Annotated in this window: 10 protein-coding genes; all 10 read left to right on the top strand. The window is 71.4% G+C overall.

Going from position 1 to position 22,646, the window contains the following annotated elements; all coding sequences use genetic code 11:
- Positions 1-33 precede the first annotated feature (33 nt).
- The 10 genes from ABFG95_RS04530 to ABFG95_RS04485 all read left to right on the top strand — a co-directional run bounded on the left by ABFG95_RS04530 (position 34) and on the right by ABFG95_RS04485 (position 22,618).
- On the top strand, positions 34-732 hold the full coding sequence (locus ABFG95_RS04530) for an STN domain-containing protein (protein WP_348995510.1): 699 nt from the start codon (positions 34-36) through the stop codon (positions 730-732).
- A gap of 11 nt (positions 733-743) precedes the next feature.
- Positions 744-1,280, top strand: coding sequence for an RNA polymerase sigma factor (locus ABFG95_RS04525; protein WP_238922739.1), 537 nt, complete (start codon positions 744-746; stop codon positions 1,278-1,280).
- A 4-nt stretch (positions 1,281-1,284) separates the two neighbouring features.
- Positions 1,285-2,250 (top strand): FecR domain-containing protein, encoded by a 966-nt coding sequence (locus ABFG95_RS04520; protein WP_068979958.1) that lies wholly within the window; start codon positions 1,285-1,287, stop codon positions 2,248-2,250.
- A gap of 184 nt (positions 2,251-2,434) precedes the next feature.
- Complete coding sequence (locus ABFG95_RS04515; RefSeq protein ID WP_348995509.1) at positions 2,435-15,127, top strand: filamentous haemagglutinin family protein; 12,693 nt, start codon at positions 2,435-2,437, stop codon at positions 15,125-15,127.
- 319 nt (positions 15,128-15,446) lie between these two features.
- Entirely contained in the window at positions 15,447-17,063 is a 1,617-nt protein-coding gene (locus ABFG95_RS04510) for a ShlB/FhaC/HecB family hemolysin secretion/activation protein (RefSeq protein ID WP_063570260.1), read from the top strand.
- 37 nt (positions 17,064-17,100) lie between these two features.
- Complete coding sequence (locus ABFG95_RS04505; protein WP_175224202.1) at positions 17,101-19,008, top strand: MotA/TolQ/ExbB proton channel family protein; 1,908 nt, start codon at positions 17,101-17,103, stop codon at positions 19,006-19,008.
- A gap of 12 nt (positions 19,009-19,020) precedes the next feature.
- Entirely contained in the window at positions 19,021-19,440 is a 420-nt protein-coding gene (locus ABFG95_RS04500) for a biopolymer transporter ExbD (RefSeq protein ID WP_054417402.1), read from the top strand.
- A gap of 18 nt (positions 19,441-19,458) precedes the next feature.
- Positions 19,459-20,172, top strand: coding sequence for a TonB C-terminal domain-containing protein (locus tag ABFG95_RS04495; RefSeq protein WP_063585482.1), 714 nt, complete (start codon positions 19,459-19,461; stop codon positions 20,170-20,172).
- 36 nt (positions 20,173-20,208) lie between these two features.
- Positions 20,209-21,912 carry a putative porin gene (locus ABFG95_RS04490; protein WP_068979961.1) on the top strand — a complete coding sequence of 568 codons (1,704 nt, stop codon included), beginning with the start codon at positions 20,209-20,211 and terminating at the stop codon, positions 21,910-21,912.
- Positions 21,913-21,922: 10 nt separating this feature from the next.
- Entirely contained in the window at positions 21,923-22,618 is a 696-nt protein-coding gene (locus ABFG95_RS04485) for a DNA repair protein (RefSeq protein ID WP_331712093.1), read from the top strand.
- Positions 22,619-22,646 lie beyond the last annotated feature (28 nt).

The following is a 22,646-nucleotide window of genomic DNA, read 5'->3' as shown; positions in this document are numbered from 1 at the left end:
GTCGCCACGCCATCTTAGAGACATCGGGGTGTTATGACAGTCACGCAGGCGCCTGGGGCCGCTTGGGCGTTCGCCTGCTGGTTCGCGCTTGGACTGGCGGTGCTGCCGCCGGCGGCGCTGGCGCAGCAGCGCGCCGCGGACGGCGCTTCGATCGCGTTCGACATCGCCGCGCAGCCGCTGGACGCGGCCCTGGCCGCGTACACCCAGGCGACCGGCATGGCGGTGCTGGTGACCAGCCGCCTGACGGCCGGCCGCCAGGGCAGCGCGGTGCGCGGCCGGCTGGCGCCGCGCGAGGCCTTGCGCCAGTTGCTGGCGGGCACCGGGCTGCAGGCGCGCTATGCCAGCGCGTCGGCCTTCACGCTGGTGGAGTCGGCCGCGAGCGCGCCCGCGCCGCGCGCGGCGGGCGCCGCGCCGTCGCCCGCCGCGGTGACGCGCTATGCCGGCGTATTGCAGAACACCGTGACGCGGGCGCTGTGCCAATGGACCGGCGCGCAGTTCGGCCGCTACCGCGCCTCGCTGCAGCTGTGGATCGGCCGCAACGGCGTGGTGCGCCAGGCGCGGGTGCTGTCGGGCACCGGCGACGCGCGCCGCGACGAGGCGCTGGCCGGGGTGCTGTCCGGACTCATCATGGACGCGCCACCGCCGGCCGACCTGCCGCAGCCGGTGACCATCGTGCTGGCGCCGCGCCCGGACCCGCGCACCGATTGCCGGCTGGCCGGCGCCGCGGGCTGACGCGCATGTCCATGACCGGCGACGCCCTGCGCAACCTGTTCCTGTCCAAGTACCAGGAATTCCGCAAGCGCCTGCGCATCCGGCTGGGGTCGGAAGACCTGGCCAACGACGCCATGCAGGAAGCCTGGCTGCGGGTCGACAGCCTGGCCGAGAGCGCACCGGTCGAGTATCCGGCCGCCTATCTGTTCAAGATCGCCGCGAACGTTGCCGAGGACCAGCGCCGCGCCAATGCCCGCATCCTGTCGATGGCCGAGATCGAGGAGCTGTACGACATGGCCGACGAGGCCGCCGGCCCGGCCCAGGTGGCCGAGGGCCGCGAGCAGCTGGCGGCGCTGGAGGCGGCGCTGGCCGAGCTGCCGCGCCGGCGCCAGGCGATCGTGATCGCGGCGCGGGTCGACGAGGTGCCGCACCGCGAGATCGCCGAGCGTTTCGGCATTTCGGTGCGGACCGTGGAAAAGGAACTGCGCGCGGGGCTGGAGCACTGTTGCGGGAAATTGGAAAAAAAGTATGTCCAGCGCTACGGTCCCCAGGCCCGGGAAACGTCTTAGTTCCATGACGACCCTTTTCAGACGCTCCCGCCCCGGCGGCGACCCCGCGGCCGCGCTCAAGCGCGAGGCCCAGGCATGGGTCGTGCGCCTGGCCTCGGGCCAGGCCAGCGTGGCCGATGGCGAGGCCTTCCGCCGCTGGTGCGCGCAGAGCGCCGAGCACGCGCGCATCTTCCAGGAAACCCGCGGCGCCTGGCAGCAGCTGGCGCCAGCGGCGCGCCAGTTGCAGGCCGCGCAGGCGCGCCGCGCCCGCGTCGCGCGGCCGGCGCGGCGCGCCTTCCTGGGCGGCGCGGTGGCGGCCTGCGGCGCGTGGCTGGCGTTCAAGCCGCCGCTGGGCCTGTGGCCGGCGGTGGATGAATTGACCGCGGATGTGCGCAGCGGCACCGGCGAGCAGCGCCGCGTGGCGCTGGCGGGCGACGCCAGCGTGCAGCTGAATACCCAGACCCGCATCAACCTGTCGCGCAGCGGGTCGGCGCAGCAGATCGATCTGCTGGCCGGCGAAGTCGAGCTGCTGACTTCCGGCCAGCCGGTCAGCCTGACGGCGGGGGCCGGCCGCGTCAGCACCGCTTCGGGCTGCGTCAACGTGCGTTACACCGACGGGCAGGTGCGGGTGACCTGCCTGGAGGGCAGCGCCCGCGTCAGTCTGCGCCAGGACGCCATGGAATTGACCGCCGCGCAGCAGGTGGTGCTGGGCGCGGGCGGCGCCAGCGGGCCGCGCCGGGTCGACCCCGAGCAGGTCACGGCCTGGCGCCGCGGCGTGCTGCAATTCAACAACGTGCCGCTGGCGCAGGTGGTCGACGAGATCAACCGCTACCGCCCCGGCCGCATCGTGCTGGTGAGCGACCGGCTGGCGGGCAGCCTGGTGCAGGCGCGCTTTTCGCTGGATCAGCTGGCCGACGCGGCGCTGTTGATCCGCGATGCCTATGGCGCCCAGGTCACGTCGCTGCCGGGTGGCATTGTGCTGCTGAGCTGAACGCCGTCGCGCGCGTTGTCCCAAACTTGAAATATGAATTTTTTGTGAAAAGGCGCAGTCGATGACGCTTGAAGCGGTCTAGGCACCCATGCGCAGAATCGCCCGGTCCGCGTCGCCGTTTTTCCCGGCGAACCGGTCCTGGCGCTGCAGATGCCAGATCCGATTCCAGGAAGGAAAAGCCGTCATGCCCAGCCGTAGTCACGCCCTAGCCCCCCGCAGTTCCCCGCGGCGTTCGCGCCGTCCCGCCTGGCGCCTGACGCCGGTGACGCAGGCGTTGGCGGTGCTGCTGGTGGCGGGCGGCTGGAGCGGCGCGGCGCAGGCCCAGCCGCGCGCCTTCAGTCCCGGCTGGTTCGCCGACAAGGGCGCGGTGCAATCGACCGCGCAGCGCACCGGCCGCATGCCCGACGGCAGCCTGGCCGGCATTGGCAACAGCGCCCGCCAGCAGGCGCAATCGCGCCAGCAGCTGCAGCGCTCGCTGGACAACCTGAACCGCACCGCGGCGGCGGTGGCCGCGCAGCAGGCGGCGCAGGCGGCGGCGCGCGCGGCGGCGGCCGCCAACGGCACGGACGTGCCGGATGGACTGGCGCGCGGCGGCCTGTGGATCGCGGAGGGCGCGCAGGCCAAGTGGGAAGGCGCCAACAAGCCGACCACAGGCACCGACGGCGGCCGACAGCTGGTGACGATCGAGCAGACCCAATCGCGCGCCATCCTGAACTGGGACACGTTCAACGTCGGCCGCAACACCACGCTGCGGTTCAAGCAGGGCGCCGATGACGCGGTGCTGAACCGGGTGGTGGGCGCGGTGGCCCGGCCCAGCCAGATCCAGGGCGCGATCCAGGCCGACGGCACGGTGATGGTGGTCAACCAGAACGGCGTGATCTTCAGCGGCACCAGCCAGGTCAACGCGCGCAACCTGGTGGTGGCCGCCGCCACCATGAGCGACGCGCAGTTCCGCGAACGCGGCATCTACGCCGACGCCGACGGCACCATTCCCACTTTCAAGGACGCGCTCGGCAAGATCGAGGTGCAGGCCGGCGCGCGTCTGACCACGGCCACGCCCGGCAGCGCCACGCGCGGCGGCGGCTACGTGCTGCTGGCCGGCAAGGAAGTCCGCAACGCCGGCGAGATCAGCACGCCGCAGGGCCAGGCGCTGTTGGCGGCGGGCGACAGCTTCATCATCCGCCGCGGCCAGGGCTCGGACAGCAACATCGCCTCCACCACGCGCGGCAACGAGGCGCAGGCGGCCGGCGCCGGCCTGGTGCGCAACACGGGGCTGATCCAGGCGCCGCAGGGCGATGTGACCCTGACCGCGCAGCGCGTGGAGCAGGCCGGCGTGCTGGTGTCGACCACCTCGGTGGATGCGCGCGGCACCATTCATCTGGACGCGCGCGGCAACGGCGCGGCGGTGACGCTGGCCGAGGGCGCGGTCAGCGCCATCCTGGTGGACGCCAGCCTGACGACCGCGCTGGACGGCCAGCGCGCCAGCCTGCTGCAGCCGGCCGTGGGCGGCAACACCGCGCTGATCCCCGGCGACGAATTCCGCCGCGACCTGTCGCTGCTGCGCATCAGCAGCCAGGGCACGGTGGACTTCCAGGGCGGTTCGCTGTCGCTGGCCACGGGCGGGCAGGTGGCGGTCAAGGCCGATGGCCGCGCGCTGGTGCGCGACGGCGCGCGCATCGACGTGGGCGGCGCGGTCGGCGTGATCGTGTCGATGGAGTCCAACAACCTCAAGATCAACCTACAGGGCAACGAACAGCGCGACGCCCCGATCAACCGCGACAGCAAGCTGCTGAACAACAGCGAGGTGTGGCTCGATCGCCGCGACCTGGTGCGCCTGGCGGCGGGCAGCGGCGGCAACGATGCCGACCGCTGGTACACGGCCGGCGGGCTGCTGGAAGTGGGCGGTTACCTGGGCACGCTCGGCGTGCCGGTGAGCCACTGGCTGGCGCAGGGCGGCGTGGTGCGCTTCGATGGCGCCGAGGTGGTGACGCAGGCCGGCTCGGCCATCAACCTGTCGGGCGGCACGCTCGACGTGCAGAGCGGCGAGATCCGCCAGAGCTGGCTGCGCGGCGAGGACGGCCGCCTGTACCTGGCCGACCGCGCGCCGGGCGACCTGCTGTACACCGGCCTGTACCGGGGCTACGAGGCGGTGTCGCGGCGCTGGGGCGAGAACGCCACGCGGCGCTTCTACAACCCGCTGATCGCGCCGCCGACGCGCTACGAATCGGGCTACACCGTGGGCCGCGACGCCGGCGCGCTGGTGGTCTCGACCCGCAACGCGGTGCTCGACGGCGACGTCATCAGCGACACCTATCAGGGCGACCGCCAGACGCGCGCGCCGGTGACCGGCCAGGACGGCTACAGCCAGTCGCACCGCAACGCGGCGCGCGCGGCGCAGTTCGTGGTGGGCACCTACAAGCCGTTCTACGACACCGCCGGCAACTTCCTGCGCTATCAACTGGGCGCCGGCGGCGCGGCCGCCGAAGTGGTGGTGGGCCGGGATCTGGCGGGCCGCTCCGCCGGCCTGGACCTGGGCGATGCGCTGCCCGCCGACCTGAAGGGCAAGGTGTTCCTGGATGCCGATCGCCTGAACGGCTTCAGCCTGGGCGCCATCCGCCTGGCCGCCACACGGGCCATCCGCGTGGATGCCGGCTTGCGCAGCGCCGACGGCGGCGAGATCACGCTCTACGCGCCCACTGTCGACATCAATGCGGATCTGGTCAGCCGCGGCGGCCTGATCCAGGCGGGCAACACGCTGCGCCAGCCGGGCACGGCCGGCCGGCTCGAAGATGTTTCGCTGCTGCCGACCAATAATGCCAAGGCCGCGCTGCGCGTGGCGGGCGACGTCGTGCTGGATGCGCGCGGCGTGTGGAGCAACCTGAAGGAAGATCCTTCCGCGCAGCGCGGCCTGGCCCTCATCGACGGCGGCCGCGTGTCGCTGCGCGGCACGGGCGACGTGGCGCTGGCGGCGGGCAGCCTGATCGATGTGTCGTCGGGCGCGGCGTTGCTGACCAGCGGCGCGTTGCAAGGCGGGCGCGGCGGCAGCGTGACGCTGGAAGCCAACGCCGTCAGCACGCAGCCGGCCTCCGGCGGCAAGGTGGCGCTGGCCGGCGCGGTGCGCGGTTACGGCGTGAGCGGCGGCGGCGCGTTCAGCCTGGCCAGCGGCGGCGCCCTCGTGCTGGGCGGCCCCGCCGATGGCCTGGCGGCCGATGCGGTGCGGCTGGATCCGTCCTTGTTCCAGGCCGGCTTTGCCAGCTATGACCTCAACGGCCATGGCGGCCTGCGGGTCGCCGATGGCGCGGATATCGCCGTCGCCATGCCGGTATGGCGCATGCGCCGGGAAGGCGGCGCGCTGCCGCTCACGGGCACCGATCCGGCCGAGGCCCTGTTGCTGTGGACCCCGCCGCTGTACACGGAAGATCCCAAGCGCGGCAGGCTGACCCAGCGTGGCGGCGCCAGCCTGGCGCTGCGCTCGGACCGCGACACCCTTGGCGGCGTGCTGGAGATCGGCGCGGGCGCGCGGGTGGCGGTGGATCCAGGCCAGTCGATCCGCCTTGCCGGCGGCGACCAGATCACGGTGCTGGGCCGCCTGGTGGCGCCCGGCGGCCTGATCTCTATCCTGGACACTCGGGTGGACTCGCAGCAGAACTACACGCCCCAGGCCAACGGCCGCTCGGTGTGGATTGGCGAGCGCGCGGTGCTGGACGTGGCCGGCGACAGCCATGTCGCGCTGGCCACCGACGGCCGCCGCTATGGCGTGGCGCGCGCGGGCGGCAGCATCGAGATCGGCGGCATGCTGGACTGGGAGGCCGATGCCTACGCCCCGCGCCGGCCGATGGACCGGCACCTGATCCTGCGCCCCGGCTCGCTGCTGGACGCGTCGGGCGCGCAGGCGCTGGTGGACCTGCCCGGGCGCGGCGCCACGCTGCTGGCCTACAACGGCGGCAACATCGTGCTGGCGTCGGCCAACAGCCTGTACCTGGACGGCGACCTGCGCGCCATGGCGGGCGGGCCCGGCGCGGTGGGCGGAACGCTGGGCGTGGCGCTGGCGCCGGCTTTCTACCAGAGGAACCTGGCCGAGGCCGCGGTGTTGACCCCGCGCGTCCTGACGCTGTCGCGGCAGAAGGGGGCCTCGCTGCTGCCCGCCGGCCTGCGTCCGGGCGAGTCTGGCGCCGACCTGCGCTATGGCGCTGGCGGCCTGGGCGTGGACCAGGTCCAGGCCGGCGGCTTCGGCAACCTGGCGTTGTTCGCGTCGGTAAGGGCCGACAGCGGCCTGACGCTGGCCATGCCCCAGAGCCTGCGCCTGTCGGGTCCGCTGATGTTGAGCCAGAGCGCGCCCGAGGGCAGCGTGGTGGCCCTGTCGGCCCCGTACCTGTTCCTGAATCACGCGGCCTATGCGCCGCCGCTGGGATCCGACAGCGTGGTGCAGGTCGGCATGGTGGCGCCGGACTGGCTCAAGCGCGGGCATCGCCTGGTGCTGGACGCCGGCATGATGGATCTGCGCGGCATGCGCGACTTGCGCAGCTTCGATGACGTCCAGGTCAACCTGGCCGGCGACCTGCGCCTGACGGGCGTGTCCGTGGGCCAGGACTTCAATGGCAACACGCTGCTGGCCGCGCCCAACCGCCTGACCATCACCGCGGCCCAGATCTATCCCGCCACCGGCAGCGGCGGCGGGATTGCGGCGGGCGAATACTACGGGCAAGGGGGCGGCAATGCGCTGAAGAATCCGGATGCGGTGCTGACGATCCGGCGCGCCACGGAGGGCATGCCCGACATGCCGTATTCCGCCTTCGGCGCGGTGACGTTGTCGGGGCCCAATATCGTCCAGGGCGGCGTGGTGCGCGCGCCGCTCGGCTCGATTGTCTTCATGGGGCCCGAGGGCGCGCCGTCCAGCGTGCGTTTCCTGGCCGGCAGCGTAACGTCGATCAGCGGCCAGGGGCTGGTCATGCCCTATGGCGGCACCACCGACGGCATCAAGTACCTGTACGGCGGACAGGAGATCCGGGTCGCGGGCGTGGGCGGCAATGACCTGAACGGCGCGCCGTCCCGCATGATCCAGATCAACATGAAGTCCATCGCGGCCGACGCCGGCTCGCTGCTGGACCTGTCCGGCGGCGGCGAACTGACCGGCGCCGCGTTCGTGCGCGGACGCGGCGGTTCGGTGGACGTGCTCAAGTACGCCATGGCCGACGCCAACCCCGGCTTCGGTTTCAGCAAGTCCGGCAGCGCCGTCTATGCCATCGTGCCGGGCTTCGGCGGCGACTATGCGCCGGCCACGAAAGATGCCGCCATGCCTGCATACGGCCAGCGCGTCACCATCGGCGCCGGCGTGCCGGGGTTGCCGCCCGGCACCTACACGCTGTTGCCCGCCAATTTCGCCCTGCTGCCGGGCGCGTTCCGCGTCGAGGCCGGTGCGCCGGGCGCATTCGACGCCGCGCAGGCCGCGCCGACCCGTGGCGGTTCCTGGGTGACCACGGGCCGCATGACGGCGCCGGGCGTCAATCCGGGCGCGGTGCCCGCCAGCCAACTGCTGGTGACGCCGGGCGCCGTGGTGCGCCGCCACGCGCAATACAACGAAACCTCGTACAGCGCCTTCCTGGCGGCGAACGCGGCGCGCACCGGCACGCCGTTGCCGATGCTGCCGGCCGACGCGGGCATGCTGCGCCTGAAGCTGACGCCGGGGGCGGGCCGCGAGGGCACGCCGGCCCTGGCGTTCGGCGGCGAGGCGCGCTTCGCCGCGGCGCCGGGCAGCAGCGGCGCGGGCGGCACGCTGGCCGTGGACGTGCGGGGCGGCGGCCTGGAAATCCTGGGTCCGGGGCAGGCGCCGGCCCTGGCCGGTCCTGGCGTGGCGGTCTCGGCGGACGCGCTCAATGCCTTGCGTCCGGCCCGCATGGTGCTGGGCGGCGTGATAGGCGCCTCCACCCAAGCCGATGCGCTCGGCGCGATCAGCCTGGGCGGCGACTCCCAGCGCGTGCTGGTGCGCGGCGGCGCCAGCCTGTACGCGCCGGAGTTCGTGCTGCTGGCGCCCACCAACGGCAATATCACCGTTGAGCAGGGGGCCGTTCTGTCCACCGTCGGAATGGGGGCGGCGCCGCAGGACGCGCGTGGCGGCTATTACTACTCGCTCCAGTCCAATGGCGCGCTGGTCCTGTCCAACGGGCTGGTCAACCTGCGGCCGCCGGCGCAGGATGGCCGCGTGGCCATCGACATTGGCGCCTGCGCGGGCGTTTGCACGGGAACCACGCGGCTGGTGTCGGAAGGCACGATTGGCGCGGCCACCAACGGCGCCTTTACCTTGCGCGACAACGTCGAGTACGGCACGCGCAATCTGATGCTGAGCGTGTCCGGCCTGAACCTGGGCGCGCCGCAGGCGCTGGCCCAGGCCGCAGCAGAAGGACAACTGCCGCCCGGCCTGGCGCTGGACCAGGATGCCCTGGCGCGGCTGCTGCGCGGCAATACGGCGCTGGGCGCGCCCGCGCTGGAGAGCCTGATTCTCAATGCGGGAGAGTCCATCAACGTCTATGGCGCGGTGACGCTGGACACCCGCGCCGCGGCCGGTCCCTCGGCCTTGCGACGGCTGGTGCTGGGCGCGCCGGCCGTGTATGGCTACGGCGCGGCCGGCGACACGGCGCGCATCAGCGCGTCGGAAGTCGTCTGGGCGGGCGCCGTCATGGCCAATCCGAGCGGCAATGTGCCGCTGGGCTACGACACCCCCGCCGCGCCGGGCGGCGCGGTGCTGGACCGCCTGGGCGACGGCAGCCTGACCATCGCGGCCGATGTCATCCGCTTCGAACATGCGCCCTATACGGTGCCGGCCACGCTGGTGCCGGCCAACCGGCTGGCGCTGGGCTTCGCCACGGTCAACCTGGAAGCCGCCCAGATGATCACGGGCGCGTCGACGGGCAACCTGCAGGTCTATCACAAGCAGAACGGCTACGTGGCGGGCGAAGGCTGGCGCTACCAGGGCGGCGATCTGACGCTGCGCACGCCGCTGCTGACCGGCGAGGCGGGCGCGACGCTGGCGCTGCGGGCCGGCGGCGCGCTGGCGCTGGCGGGCACCGGCGCCGCGGCGCCGGCGCGTGACGCGCTGGGCGCCACGCTCGATCTGAAGGCGCGGCGCGTCACGCTGGATTCGACGGTGGCGCTGCCGTCGGGCAAGCTGAGCGTCAAGGCCGACGAGGACATCACCCTGGCGGGCGGCGCGCGCATCGACCTGTCGGGCCGCGCCTTCACGGCTTACGACGCGGTCCGCTACAGCTGGGGCGGGGATCTCGAACTGAGCAGCGTGGCCGGCAACATCGTCCAGGCCGCCGGGTCGGTCATCGACCTGTCGGCGCGCAACCAGCGCGGCGGCCGCATGCAGGCCGTGGCGCTGGGCGCGGCCGGCGGGCGCGTGGCGCTGGACGGCGTCATCCTGGGCGGGGCCAGCGGCGAGCACGATGCCGGCGGCACACGCGTGCCCTATGACGGCGCCGAGATCACGCTGCGCGCGCAGACGCTGGCGGATTTCGCGGGCCTGAATCAACGGCTGAATCAGGGCGGCGTCACCGGCGCCCGCCGCTTCCAGCTCAAGCAGGGCGACCTGGTGGTGGGCGACGAGGTGCGCGCGCGCGTGGTCGAGATCAGCGTCGATGGCGGCAGCCTGACGGTCAATGGCCGTATCGACGCCAGCGGCCGGCAAGTGGGCGCGATCCGTCTGGCGGCGCGCGACGACCTGCGCATCAACGGCCTGCTGGACACGCATGGCGCGCGCCTGCGCCTGGACAGCTATGGCAAGGTGATCGACGCCGCCAACCGCGCCATCATCGAACTGACCTCGCGCGACGGCACGCTGGCGCTGGACGCCGGCGCGCGCTTCGACCTGCGCGCCGGCACCGACGACCCGAGCCGCCTGGCCGGCCGCCAGCTCGGCACGCTCGACCTGAATGCCCGCCGCCTGGGCGGCGGCGGCGAGCGCGGCGCCATTGCCGGCTCCGGCGACGGCGCCAACGACGTGGCCATCCGCATCGCGGGCACGCCGCAGATCCTGGGCGCCAAGACGATCGCCGTGAACGCCTTCCGCCGCTACGATGACGCGCCGCTGGCGCCCAAACCCGACGTCAGCGGCAAGACGCCGCAGCTGATCACGCAGGCCTACCTGGACGGCATCGACGGCGAGAGCGTGGCCTTCATGAACGCCGCGCTCGGCAATGGCGCGCTGACCGCCCGGCTGGCGGCGCTGGGCCCGTACCACCTGCGGCCCGGCGTCGAGATCGTCAGCGCCACGCCCGATGGCAATCTGACGGTATCGGGCGACATCGACCTGTCGAATTACCGCTACGGCCCCAACGCCAACCGCGCGGTGGCCGCGCTGCGCGGCTACGGCGAGCCCGGCAAGCTGGTGCTGCGCGCCGGCGGCGACCTGGCCATTCACGGCAGCATCAACGACGGTTTCGCGCCGCCGCCCGAGACCATCGACGACAGCGGCTGGAAGCTGGTCGAAGGGCGTTTCCTGGACAATGGCCAGACGCCGTTCGGCGAAGACCTGGTGGTGCCCATCGATGGCGTCCAACTGGAAACGGGCACCATCTTCCCGGCCGGCCGGGCGCTCAATTACGATCTGCCGGCGCAGGCCGCCACGCTGCCGGCCGGCACCGTGCTGCCGATGGCGGCGACGCTGAACGGCCCGCTGGCGCTGCCCGCCGGCCTGGTGCTGACCGGCGACCTGACGCTGGCCGACGGCCGCGTGCTGCGCGCCGGCACGGTGCTGCAGGAGGCGCTGGCGCTGGGCGCGGGCGCCCGCCTGGGCGTGGGCTTCACGCTGCGCAACGAGGCGGCGCTGCAGGCCTTCACCTGGCCCAAGGGCGTGCCGCTGCCGGCGGCGCTCAAGGCCAGCGCGCGCCTGGACCTGGCGCGCGGTTCTTTGATCCCGTCGCAGACTTTCATCGAACTGCCGGGCCATCAACCCATCAACCTGCGGCCGGTCGGGCCGGATGGCCGGCAGGGCCGCAACTGGGCGCTGGCGCCGATGCTGGGCGAAGGCGCCAGCGCCTGGAGCCTGATGGCGGTGGCGGGCGCGGACCTGACGGCGGCCGACATGGCGGCGCGCCGGCCGGACGGGCAGGGCGACATCATCCTGGCCGACACGCATTACGGCCGGCTGGCCTTTGGCACCAAGACCATCACCAGCGTATTCATCGGCGACCGCGGGCTGACGCAGACCGCCATCGACGAGTTGGGACTGGACCAGTCCCTGCTGGGAACCTCGCCCAAGCCCATTGCCGAAAGCTTCTACATGAGCGAGGACGACTTCTGCAACGGCACGGGATACTGCGAGGCGGCTTCGCGCACGCTGACGCTGGAGGGGGCGCTGCTGTACTTCGGCGACCCGGCCTACGTCGGCTATTCGGTCAGGAAGCTGGCGCAGGAATGGTTCATGGATGAGAACGAGGTGTGCTTCGACGTCAGCTATTGCGCGGGCGGCGGCCACACCGAGACCACCGTGAAGCGCGATTACCGCTACGGCGACCGCGCGCCGCTGTTCAGCGTGCTGCGCACCGGCACCGGCGACCTGTCGCTGCTGGCCGGGCGCGACGTCGGCATGGCGTCGGTGTACGGCGTGTACACGGCCGGCGCGCCCTCGTCGCTGGGGGCGCCGGTGGACGGCCGCTTCAACCTGCCGCGCGGCACGACCGACGATGACGCCGTGCTGGGCACCATCCAGCACGACGGCAAGTACGACGCGGCGCTGGCCGCCTATCGCGCCTGGTACCCGGACCAGGGCGGCAACCTGACCGTGGCGGCGGGGCGTGACATCTACGGCGATGCATGGAGCGCGAATTCCATGAACGCCCAGCGCTATGGCACTCAGGATGTCGAATACACCAAATACCCCAGCGCCGCGCTCAGCAACTGGCTGTGGCGCCAGGGCAGCGTGGGCATGCCGGGCGTGAACGACATCGAGTCGAGCTGGTGGATCAATTTCGGCACTTACGCGGCCAATGCCTCGACCAACAGCCAGCAGCCGCGGGTCGTGGGTTTCACCGGCTTCGGCACCCTGGGCGGCGGCAATCTCAGCATCAGCGCCGGACGCGATGCGGGCGTGCGCGATGCGCGCGGCGACGCGCTGCTCAACAACAATCTGGCATCCGGCCGTTCGCAGGCCCTGGTGGCGGTGGTGGCCGGCACCGGCCGGGTAGTCGATGGCGACCTGGTGTTGACGGGCGGCGGCGACATGGATCTGCGCATCGGCGGCGCCTACAACCCCAATCTGCGCGCGATGCAGCAGACCGACGGCAGCGCTGGCACGGGCACTGGCTATGCCGGCAACTTCGAGGATGTCGATCTGAACGGGCTGCTGGTCAATCTGCGCGGGCAACTGACCCTGACGGCGGGCCGCGTCGGCGGCATCTCGCTGTTCTATGGCGACGGCGCTCAGCTACGCGCGCCCGATATGTCCGCGGTGGGCGGCGGCAAGCCCATGGGCGGGCCGCGCCTGCTGCTGGGCGATGCGGTGGCCTCGCTGGATACGCGCGGCGACCTGGTGCTGGCCGACGCGCCGGATCCCGGCCGCGTGCGCCAGATCAATACCAGCCCTTACACCCAGGGCAGCCTGTCCAAGGGCGGCGGCGCCGAAAGCTGGTTCACGTTGTGGACGCCGGCCACGGCCATCGACCTGTTCTCGGCGGGCGGCAACCTGACGCCGCTGACCACCAACAATACCTTCAAGCCGGGCACGGACCTGCAGACCGATGACACGACCCGGGCCGGCGCGCAGCGGCAGATGAGCTACCTCTACCCGTCCAAGCTTGGCGTGACGGCGGCCGGTGGCAATATCATCCTGGCCGCCACCACGCGCGAGGCGGAAAACGTCAATCACGTGCTGTTGCTGGCGCCGTCGTCCAGCGGTGCCTTGTCGATGCTGGCCGGCGGCTCGATCTTCGCCGCGGGCGCGCATGCGGTGTCGATGTCGGGGGCGGACACGCCGCTGCCGACGCCGTGGCGTCCCGGCTTCATGGCCAGCAATGCGGGCGAGAACAACGACCAGACCATCTTCAATGTCTCGGTCGAGGGCAACAAGGTCTGGCCGAACTCGCCCAAGCCGCTTTTCACGTTCGGTCCCAATACGCCATTGGATGCGTCGCCGCGCGAAGGCGGAACGGGAGTGGCGCGTTTCCATGCCGTGAATGGCGATATCGTCGGCCTGCGCGCCGGCGCCGAGACGCGCATCATGACGGATACCTTGCAGGGGCGGCCGCGTACCGTGCTGACCTGGTACGAGGCCGCGCTGCCGGTCTCGGTGCGGGCGGGGCGCGACATCCTCGGGATGAGCGCGCTGGGCCTGCACAGCAATGCCAACGACCTGTCGCAGGTGATCGCCGGGCGCGACATCGTGCAGGCCGACCTGAAGGTGGCCGGCCCCGGCACGCTGTTGGTGCAGGCCGGCCGCAACATCCGCCAGGACGATGTGGCCAGCGTGGTCAGCCTGGGCGCCATCGTGCGCGGCGACGCGCGCCCCGGCGCCAGCATCGCGGTGCTGGCGGGCGTCGGGCCGCAGGGCCCGGACTACGCCGGCCTGCTGGCGCGCTACCTGGACCCGGCGCGCGCGCTGGCCGCGGGCCAGACCCTGGGCGCCAATCCCGATCGCGTGGCGCAGTCCTATGCCGGCGAGCTGTCGCTGGCCGGCTGGCTGCGTCAGGCGTACGGCTACCAGGGCGACGAGTCGGGCGCGGCGGCCGAACTGGCGCGCCGCCAGGGCATGCTGGATGCCGAGGCGGCGGCCGATCCGGCGCGCAAGCGCCGCGACCTGATGCAGGACTATCGCCAGGAAAGCGAGCTGCACCTGGTCAACTGGCTGCGCCTGCATCATGGCTACGACGGCGGCGAGGACGGCGCGCGCGCCGCGCTGGACGCGCTGGCGCCCGCGCAGCAGGGCCTCTACGCGCGCCAGCTGTACTTCGCCGAATTGCGCAAGGGCGGCCGCGAGTACAACGAGCAGGGCGGCCCGCGCACCGGCAGCTATCTGCGCGGCCGCCGCGCCATCGCGGCGCTGTTCCCGCAGACCGACGCCGAAGGCGCGCAGCGCCTGTACCAGGGCGACTTCACCATGTATGGCGGCGCCGGCCTGCGCACGCAGTTCGGCGGCAACATCCAGGTGCTGACGCCGGGCGGCCAGCAGGTGCTGGGCATCGAAGGCGCGGCGCCGCCGGCGACGGCGGGCGTGGTGACGCAGGGCCAGGGCGACATCCAGCTGTACGCGCTGGGCAGCGTGCTGCTGGGCCAGAGCCGCATCATGACCACCTTCGGCGGCCACATCCAGGCCTGGTCGGCCGAGGGCGACATCAACGCCGGCCGCGGCGCCAAGACCACGGTGGTCTACACGGCGCCCAAGCGCGTCTACGATGCCCTGGGCAACGTCACGCTGGCGCCGACGGCGCCGTCCACCGGCGCCGGCATCGCCACGCTGGCGCCGATCGCCGAAGTGCCGGCGGGCGACGTCGACCTGATCGCGCCGCTGGGCACCATCGACGCGGGCGAGGCCGGCATCCGGGTGTCGGGCAACGTCAACGTCGCGGCGCTGCATGTGGTCAACGCGGCCAACATCCAGGTGCAGGGCGACAGCAAGGGCATCCCGGTGACGGCGGTGGTCAACACCGGCGCGCTGGCCTCCGCCAGCGCGGCGTCCTCGGCCGCGTCCGGCGCGGCCGAGGATTCGGCGCAGCGCGCGCGCCAGCAGGCGCGGCAGAACCAGCCGTCCGTCATCAGCGTGCAGATCCTGGGCTATGGCGAGGAACCGCTGGCCGGCGCCGGCGCCGCGCCGCAACCGCGCGCGGCCACGCCGTCCTACCGTCCCGACGGCGTGGTGCAGGTGCAGGGCGTGGATAGCGGCGGTTGACGCCGGAGTTGCAGGCGGTCGGCAAAAAGCCGGTCGCCTGTCATGCCATCGTCATGAACATGGCGCGTGAAAAGCGGCTCAGGGCCCGGCGAAAACCGGGCCCTGATGCTTTTCCGCGCGGCTTCTCCCCGGGCCCGCGCTGTTTCATGAAATTTTTCTTACAACGCGCAGTCCGCGCCGTCCGGGAACGTCTAGTAACAAGCAGAAGCTGTAGACGCGGGTATGCGGGCAGAAAACCGTAACGGGATTGTCGCAAGCGCGCTGCACGGTAGCGGCCGGTGCCAGACCGGCTATCACACAAGGAACTGAGTGCATCGCTATGCATGATTTCGAGAGCAGGGGCGGCGCGCTGCGCGCCATGATGCGCGGCGCGCCGGTGGCGGCGGCGCTGGCGCTGGCCGCGAGCGTGGCCGGGGCGCAGCCGGCGCCGGCCGCGCAGGAGGCGCGCCGCGTCAACATCAACGAATACATCGTGCGCGGCAACACCGTGCTGGAGGCGCGCGACATCGAGAAGGCCGTCTATCCCTACCTGGGGCCGGACCGCACGCTGGCCGACATCGAGGCCGCGCGCGAAGCCTTGCAGGCCGTCTACCAGGAACGCGGCTACCAGTCCGTGTACGTCGACCTGCCCGAGCAGCAGGTGGCCGACGGTATCGTGTTCCTGCAGGTCGCCGAGACCAAGGTCGGCCGCGTGCGCGTGGTGGGCGCGAAACACTATTCGCCGCTGGCCATCCGCGACGAGGTGCCGGCGCTGAAGGAGGGCGAGGTGCCCAACTTCAACCAGGCGCAGGCCGAGCTGACCGGCCTGAACAAGGGCGCCAGCCGCCAGGTGGTGCCGCTGGTCAAGGAAGGCCGCATCCCCGGCACCATGGACGTCGACCTCAAGGTCGAGGACAAGAACCCGTGGCACGCCAGCCTGGGCCTGAACAACGACTACAGCGCCGACACCACGCGCCTGCGCAGCACGGCGTCGCTGGGCTACGACAACCTGTGGCAGCTGGGCCATTCGGTCAGCCTGACGTTCTTCACCGCGCCGCAGGAAACCGACAACGCCAAGGTCTGGTCCGGCTCCTACTCGATGCCGCTGGACAAGCAATGGAGCCTGCAGTTCACCGGCTACAAGAGCGACAGCAACGTGGCCACCATCGGCGGCACCAATGTGCTGGGCAAGGGCTATTCATTCGGCATGAGCGCCATCTACACCCTGGCGCCGCAGGGCGATTGGTACAACTCGCTGTCGGTCGGCCTGGACTACAAGAAGTTCGACGAGACCACGCGCTTTGGCGGCAATGAAGACCTGATCCCGCTCAAGTACGTGCCGTTCACCTTCTCGTACAACGGCTACCGCTATTCCGAGTCGTCGCAGAGCAGCGTCGGCCTGTCGATCGTCGGCGCCAGCCGTTCGTTCTTCGGCCTGGGCAGCGACTGGAAGGAATTCGACGACAAGCGCTATCGCGCCAGCCCCAGCTTCGCGCTGCTGCGCGGCGACGGCACCCATACGCAGAACCTGTTCGGCGACTGGCAACTGGGCCTGCGCGCCGGCTTCCAGCTGGCCTCGGGCGCGCTGGTCTCGAACGAGCAATTCTCCGCCGGCGGCAGCACCAGCGTGCGCGGCTACCTGGCCGCCGAGCGCACTGGCGACGATGGCTTCCTGGGGTCGGTCGAGTGGCGCACGCCGTCGCTGGCGCGCTGGCTCGGCAGCAACGTCAACGAGTGGCGCTTCTATGCCTTCGCCGATGCGGCCACGCTGCGCCTGCGCGATCCGCTGCCCGAACAGGATGCCAGCTACTCGCTGGCCAGCGTCGGCCTGGGCACGCGCCTGCAGGTGCTGGACTGGCTGTCCGGCTCGCTGGACTGGGGCTATCCGCTCAAGGACGGCCCCAACACCAAGAAACACGATCCCCGACTGAACTTCAGCGTCCGCGCCAGTTTCTGAGCGCGCGCGAAACCGTATTTATCCCGGAGTCCTGACCATGCAACGCTTATTGATGCTCCTACTGACCGTGCTGGCCGGCGTGCTGCCGTCCGCCGCCAACGCCTGGTGGCAACCCGACTGGCAGTACCGCAAGCAGATCACCGTCGACAGCACGCCGCAGGGCGCGCCGCTGGGCGCCGCCGCCGGCCGCGCGCCGCTGCTGGTGCGCCTGCACACCGGCAACTTCACCTTCGACGGCATCAACGAGAAGGGCGCGGACATCCGCTTCGTGGCCGGCGATGACCAGACCGTGCTGAACCACCAGCTGGAAGCGTTCGATCCGCTGCTGGGCATGGCGCTGATCTGGGTCGACCTGCCGGCGCTGGCCGACGGCCAGCGCCAGGACATCTGGATGTATTACGGCAACCAGAAGGCGCCGGCTTCGGCCAACGGCCAGTTGACCTTCGACCCGAACTACACGCTGGTCTACCACTTCGACGGCGCGGCCGGCGCGCCGCCGCGCGACACCACCGGCAACAGCAACAACGCCCAGACGCCCATGGCCGCCGCGGTCGACGGCGTGATCGGCCGCGCCGCCCAATTCGCTGGCGGCGCGCCGCTGATGCTGCCCGCCAGTCCCTCGCTGGCCGTGCCCGCCGCGGGCGCCTTCACCTTCAGCGCCTGGGTGCGCGCCGACCAGCCGGCCGGCGAGCAACTGGTGTACGCGCGCCGCGACGGCGGCAATGCGCTGCTGATCGGCATCAACCAGGGCGTGCCCTTCGTCGAAGTGAACGGCCAGCGCAGCCAGCCCGGCCAGTCGCTCACGCCCGCGGCCTGGCAGCACCTGGCGGTGACCGCCGATGGCAGCCAGGTCACGCTGTATGTGAACGGTCGCGCCACGTCCTCGCTGGCCGTCAGCCTGCCGCCGCTGAACACGCCCGCCGCCCTGGGCGGTGACGTGCCCGCGCCGGCGGCGGCCACCGCGCCCGCCAATGGCGACGCCGCGCCGGCCGAGGCCGCCGCCGCGCCGGCGCCGCATGTGTACGCGCCGTTCGTCGGCGCCATCGACGAAGTGCGCCTGTCGCGCGTTGCCCGTCCCGCCGCGCTGATCCTGGCCGACGCGATCTCGCAGGGCGCCGAATCGCGCCTGGTGGCCTACGGCAACGACGAGGAACAGTCGGGCTTCGGCTTCGGCGGCCTGGGCTTTTTGCTCAAGGCGGTGCCGATCGACGCCTGGGTCATCATCGCCATCCTGGTGCTGATGATGGTGCAGTCGTGGATCATCATGATCAAGAAGAGCCGCAACGTGGCCCGCGTGGCGCGCGCCAACGAGGTCTTCCGCGAGTCCTTCGCCAAGGTCGGCCAGCGCCTGGAACTGCTGGCCGACGACAAGGCCCTGGCCCAGCGCCTGGAGCACGCCTCGCTGTGGCGCCTGTATCGCGTGGCGGTCAATGAAATCCGCACCCGCCGCGAGCAGGGCGCCGACACCAGCTCGATCTCGGCCGCCACCATCGAGGCCATCCGCGCCTCGATGGACGCCGTCCGCACCAAGGAAAACCAGCTGCTGGGCGCCAGGCTCGGCTCGCTCTCGAACGCCATTGCCGGCGGCCCGTACATCGGCCTGCTGGGCACGGTGCTGGGGATCATGGTGGTGTTCCTGGGCACCGCCATGGCCGGCGACGTGAACATCAACGCCATCGCCCCGGGCATGGCCGCCGCGCTGCTGGCCACCGCCATGGGCCTGTTCGTCGCCATCCCGGCGCTGTTTGGCTACAACCGCCTGGTCTCGCGCAACAAGGAAGTCGGCGCCGACATGCGCGTGTTCGTCGACGAGTTCGTGACGCGCCTGGCCGAAGTGCATGGCGAAAGCCAGGCCCAGGAAGCCGCCCACCACGGCGGCGCGCGCGCGCCCGTCGCCAGCCGTCCGGCCGTGCGCGATGCGCAGCCGGCCGCCGCCGAAGCATAAGGAGACGACCCCATGGCTTCCGTATCCGCTTCCCAGGACGATGACGACGACGCGCCCGTGGACGGTATCAACATCACGCCGCTGGTCGACGTGCTGATGGTCGTGCTGGTCATGTTCATCCTGACCGCCACGGCGCAGATCGCCGGCATCAAGGTCAACCTGCCCAAGGCCAGCTCGTCCATCGCCCTGTCGCAGCCCAAGACGAAGGCGATTTCCGTCAACGACGCGGGCCAGGTGTTTCTGGACGCCTACCCGGTGACCCTGCCCGAGCTGGAAGACCGGCTGCGCACGGAAAAGGCGCTGAATCCCGACTTTCCGGTGATCGTGCGCGGCGACGCCGCCGTGCAGTACCAGAAGGTGGTGGAAGTGCTGGACCTGCTGCGCCGGCTGGAACTGGCCCAGGTCGGGCTGGTCACCGGCAAGCCGAAATAAGGGGCCGAGGCAACCGTCATGCCGCACCACGCATCCGATTCCCCGCGCACCCCCCATCCCGCGCGCCGCTGGCTCAAGCTGGCGGCGGTGGCGGTGGCGTTGATCGCGGCCGCCTACGCGCTCTGGCGCTGGGCCAACGACATGGCCGGGGTGCGCCGCGACGCGCCCAAGGTCACCGCGATCATCCCGCTGCCGCCGCCTCCGCCGCCGCCGCCCGAGCCGGAAAAGCCGCCGGAGCCCGAGCCGCCCAAGGAAGAGCCGGTGGCCACGCCCGAACCCGAGCCGCAGCCCACGCCCGAACCGCCCAAGCCGCAGGACGAGGCGCCACCGCGTCCGGCCGACGACCTGGCCAATCCGATGCAGATCGACGGCGATGCCCAGGCGGGCAGCGACGCCTTCAACATCGGCGCCGGCCAGGGCAAGGGCATGGCCGGCGGCGGCGGCGGCCGCGCCGGCAACGCCACCTACAGCCAGTACCTCGCCTACGCGCTGCAGAAGATCCTGCGCGAAGACGAGCGCACGCGCAATCTGACCTTCCGCCTGCAAGCCAACATCTGGCTCACGGCCAGCGGCCAGATCACGCGTGTCGAACTGACCCGTTCCAGCGGCGATGCCGACGTCGACGCCCGCGTGGTGGCGGCGCTGCGCGCGGTGCCGGGCCTGGATGAACGTCCGCCGGCCTCGGCCAGCATGCCGATCCGGGCATCGCTGACCGGCCGCCGCCCCTCCTGAAGTGCTGAATTGAACCGATCCTGGAGTGCCAAGAGAATGAAGTTCCAATTGAACCGGTTGGCGGCATCGCTGGCCCTGGCCGCGGCGGGCGCCGCCGTAGCGTTGCCGGCCACGGGCAACGCCGCGCCCGCCCCGTCCGAGAACGCCACCATCAACCTGATCCGCCTGCTGGTGCAGCAGGGCGTGCTCAAGCCGGAGCAGGCCGAGGCCCTGGTGGCCCAGGCCGAAGCCGAGGCCAAGGCCGCCCGCGCCGCGCCGCAGGACCGCGGCGCCGCCGTGGCCCAGGCGGGTGACGTGCGCGTGCCCTATATCCCGCAGACCGTGCGCGACCAGATCCGCGACGAGGTCAAGGCGGAAGTGATGGGGCAGGCCAAGGCGGAAAACTGGGCCCAGCCGAACACCTTCCCCGACTGGGTGTCGCGCATCACCATCGACGGCGACGTGCGCGTGCGCGACGAGTCGCGCCTGTACTCGGGCAGCAACAGCAACGAAATCGTCGACTTCGCCAAGCTCAATGCCAAGGGGCCGTACGACCTGAACCGCAACACCAACGGCAACTACCCGCCGATGCTGAACACGCGCGAGGACCGCCGCAACCAGCTGCGCATCCGCGCCCGCCTGGGCGTGCGCGCCGACATCTCGGAATCGTGGACCGCGGGCATCCGCCTGGCCACCGGCAGCGACGACAGCCCGGTGTCGACCTCGCAGACGTTGGGCGGCGGCATGGGCAAGAAGGATATCTGGCTGGACCAGGCCTACCTGACCTATCGCCCCGCCAAGTGGGCCACGGTCACCGGCGGCCGCATCGCCAACCCGTTCGAGTCGACCGACATGCTGTTCTCGAACGACCTGAACTTCGACGGCATTGCCGCGATCTTCAAGCAGCCGCTGGAAGGCCGCGACGTGACGCTGTTCGGCACCCTGGGCGCCTTCTCGACCGAGTACGGCTCGAACGGCTGGAACTCCTCGTCGTTCTCCGAGGGCAAGAGCGAGGACAAGTGGCTGCTGGCCGCCCAGGCCGGCGCCGATTGGAAGATCGACAACCGCAACAGCCTGCGCGGCGCGCTGGCCTACTACCATTTCGACAACATCGCCGGCAAGCGCTCCAGCGCCTGCTCGCCCTGGGCCGGCCAGGAGAACTGCGACACCGACTGGTCGCGTCCGGCCTTCATGCAGAAGGGCAACACCCTGTTCCTGCTGCGCAACATCACGTCCAACCCGCTCGACCCGGCCAACACGCCGCAGCCGCAATACGTCGGCCTGGCGTCCAAGTTCGACCTGCTGGACCTGAACCTGCGCTGGGATACGCGCGTGTTCGACGGCCTGGGCCTGCGCCTGAACGCCAACTATCTGCGCAACCTGGCCTACAGCAAGAGCAAGATGGCGAGCCGTTCGCAAGGCCAGCTCGTCAACAACGTCGGCGAGAACGGCGACATCGAAAGCGGCCCCAACGCCTGGATGCTGCAGGCCACGCTGGGCCGTTCGTACGACCTGAAGGAGAAGGGCGACTGGCTGGCCTTCGTCGGCTACAAGTACATCCAGCCGGACGCGCTGCCCGATGCCTTCAACGATTCGTCGTTCCACCAGGGCGGCACCAACGCGCGCGGCTACTACATCGGCGGCGGCTATGCCTTCGACAAGAACGTGTACGGCGTCCTGCGCTGGATGAGCACGCGCGAGATCTACGGCGCGCCGCTGTCCATCGACACCATGCAGTTCGAGATCAACGCCAGGTTCTGAGGCCATGGACATGCATAGCTTATGGGATGAATCGAGCCCGCCCCGGGCATTGGGACGCGGCCGGCGGCTGGCTGCCGCCGCGGCCCTGTGCGCCGCCGGCCTGAGCGTGGCGCTGCCGGCGCATGCCGAAACCATGGAAGAGCGCCTGCGCGCCCAATTGCGCAGCACCACCCAGCAACTGCAGCAACTGCAGAGCGAGCAGGCCCAGGTCAACGCGGCCAAGGCCGCCGCCGAGGCCCAGCGCGACGCCGCCCAGAAAGAGCTGGAGGCGCTGCGCGGCCAATTGGCCAAGGCCAAGGGCCAGGCCGAGAAGCTGGCCGAGCAGCAGGGCGCGGTCATGGAAAGCGCCCAGGCGCAGGTGGCCGCCAGCCACGCCCAGCTGGGCAAGTTCAAGGGCGCCTATGACGAATTGCTGACGCTGTCGCGCGCCAAGGAGGCCGAACGCCAGACCCTGGCGCGCACCCTGGCGCAGCGCGACACCGAGGCCAAGGCCTGCATCGCCAAGAACCGCGAGATGTACGAAGCGGGCAAGGAGATCCTCAATGCCTACGAGCGCATCGGCGCCGGCGGCATCCTGGCCATGAAGCAGCCCTTCGCCGGCAGCGCGCGCGTCAAGTTCGAGGAGCAGGCGCAGGCATATGGCGACAGGCTGTACGACGCGCAGGTCGGCGCCGCCGCGCCGGCGGCGCCGGCGGCCCAACCCTGAGCGCCAGGGCGCTGTCTTATCTCTTTCA

Origin of the sequence: Achromobacter sp. HNDS-1, assembly GCF_040084795.1 — a bacterium.
GTDB lineage: Bacteria > Pseudomonadota > Gammaproteobacteria > Burkholderiales > Burkholderiaceae_B > Achromobacter > Achromobacter ruhlandii.
The sequence above is the reverse complement of the archived record's forward strand: the minus strand, read 5'-3'. Positions and strand labels throughout refer to the sequence as shown.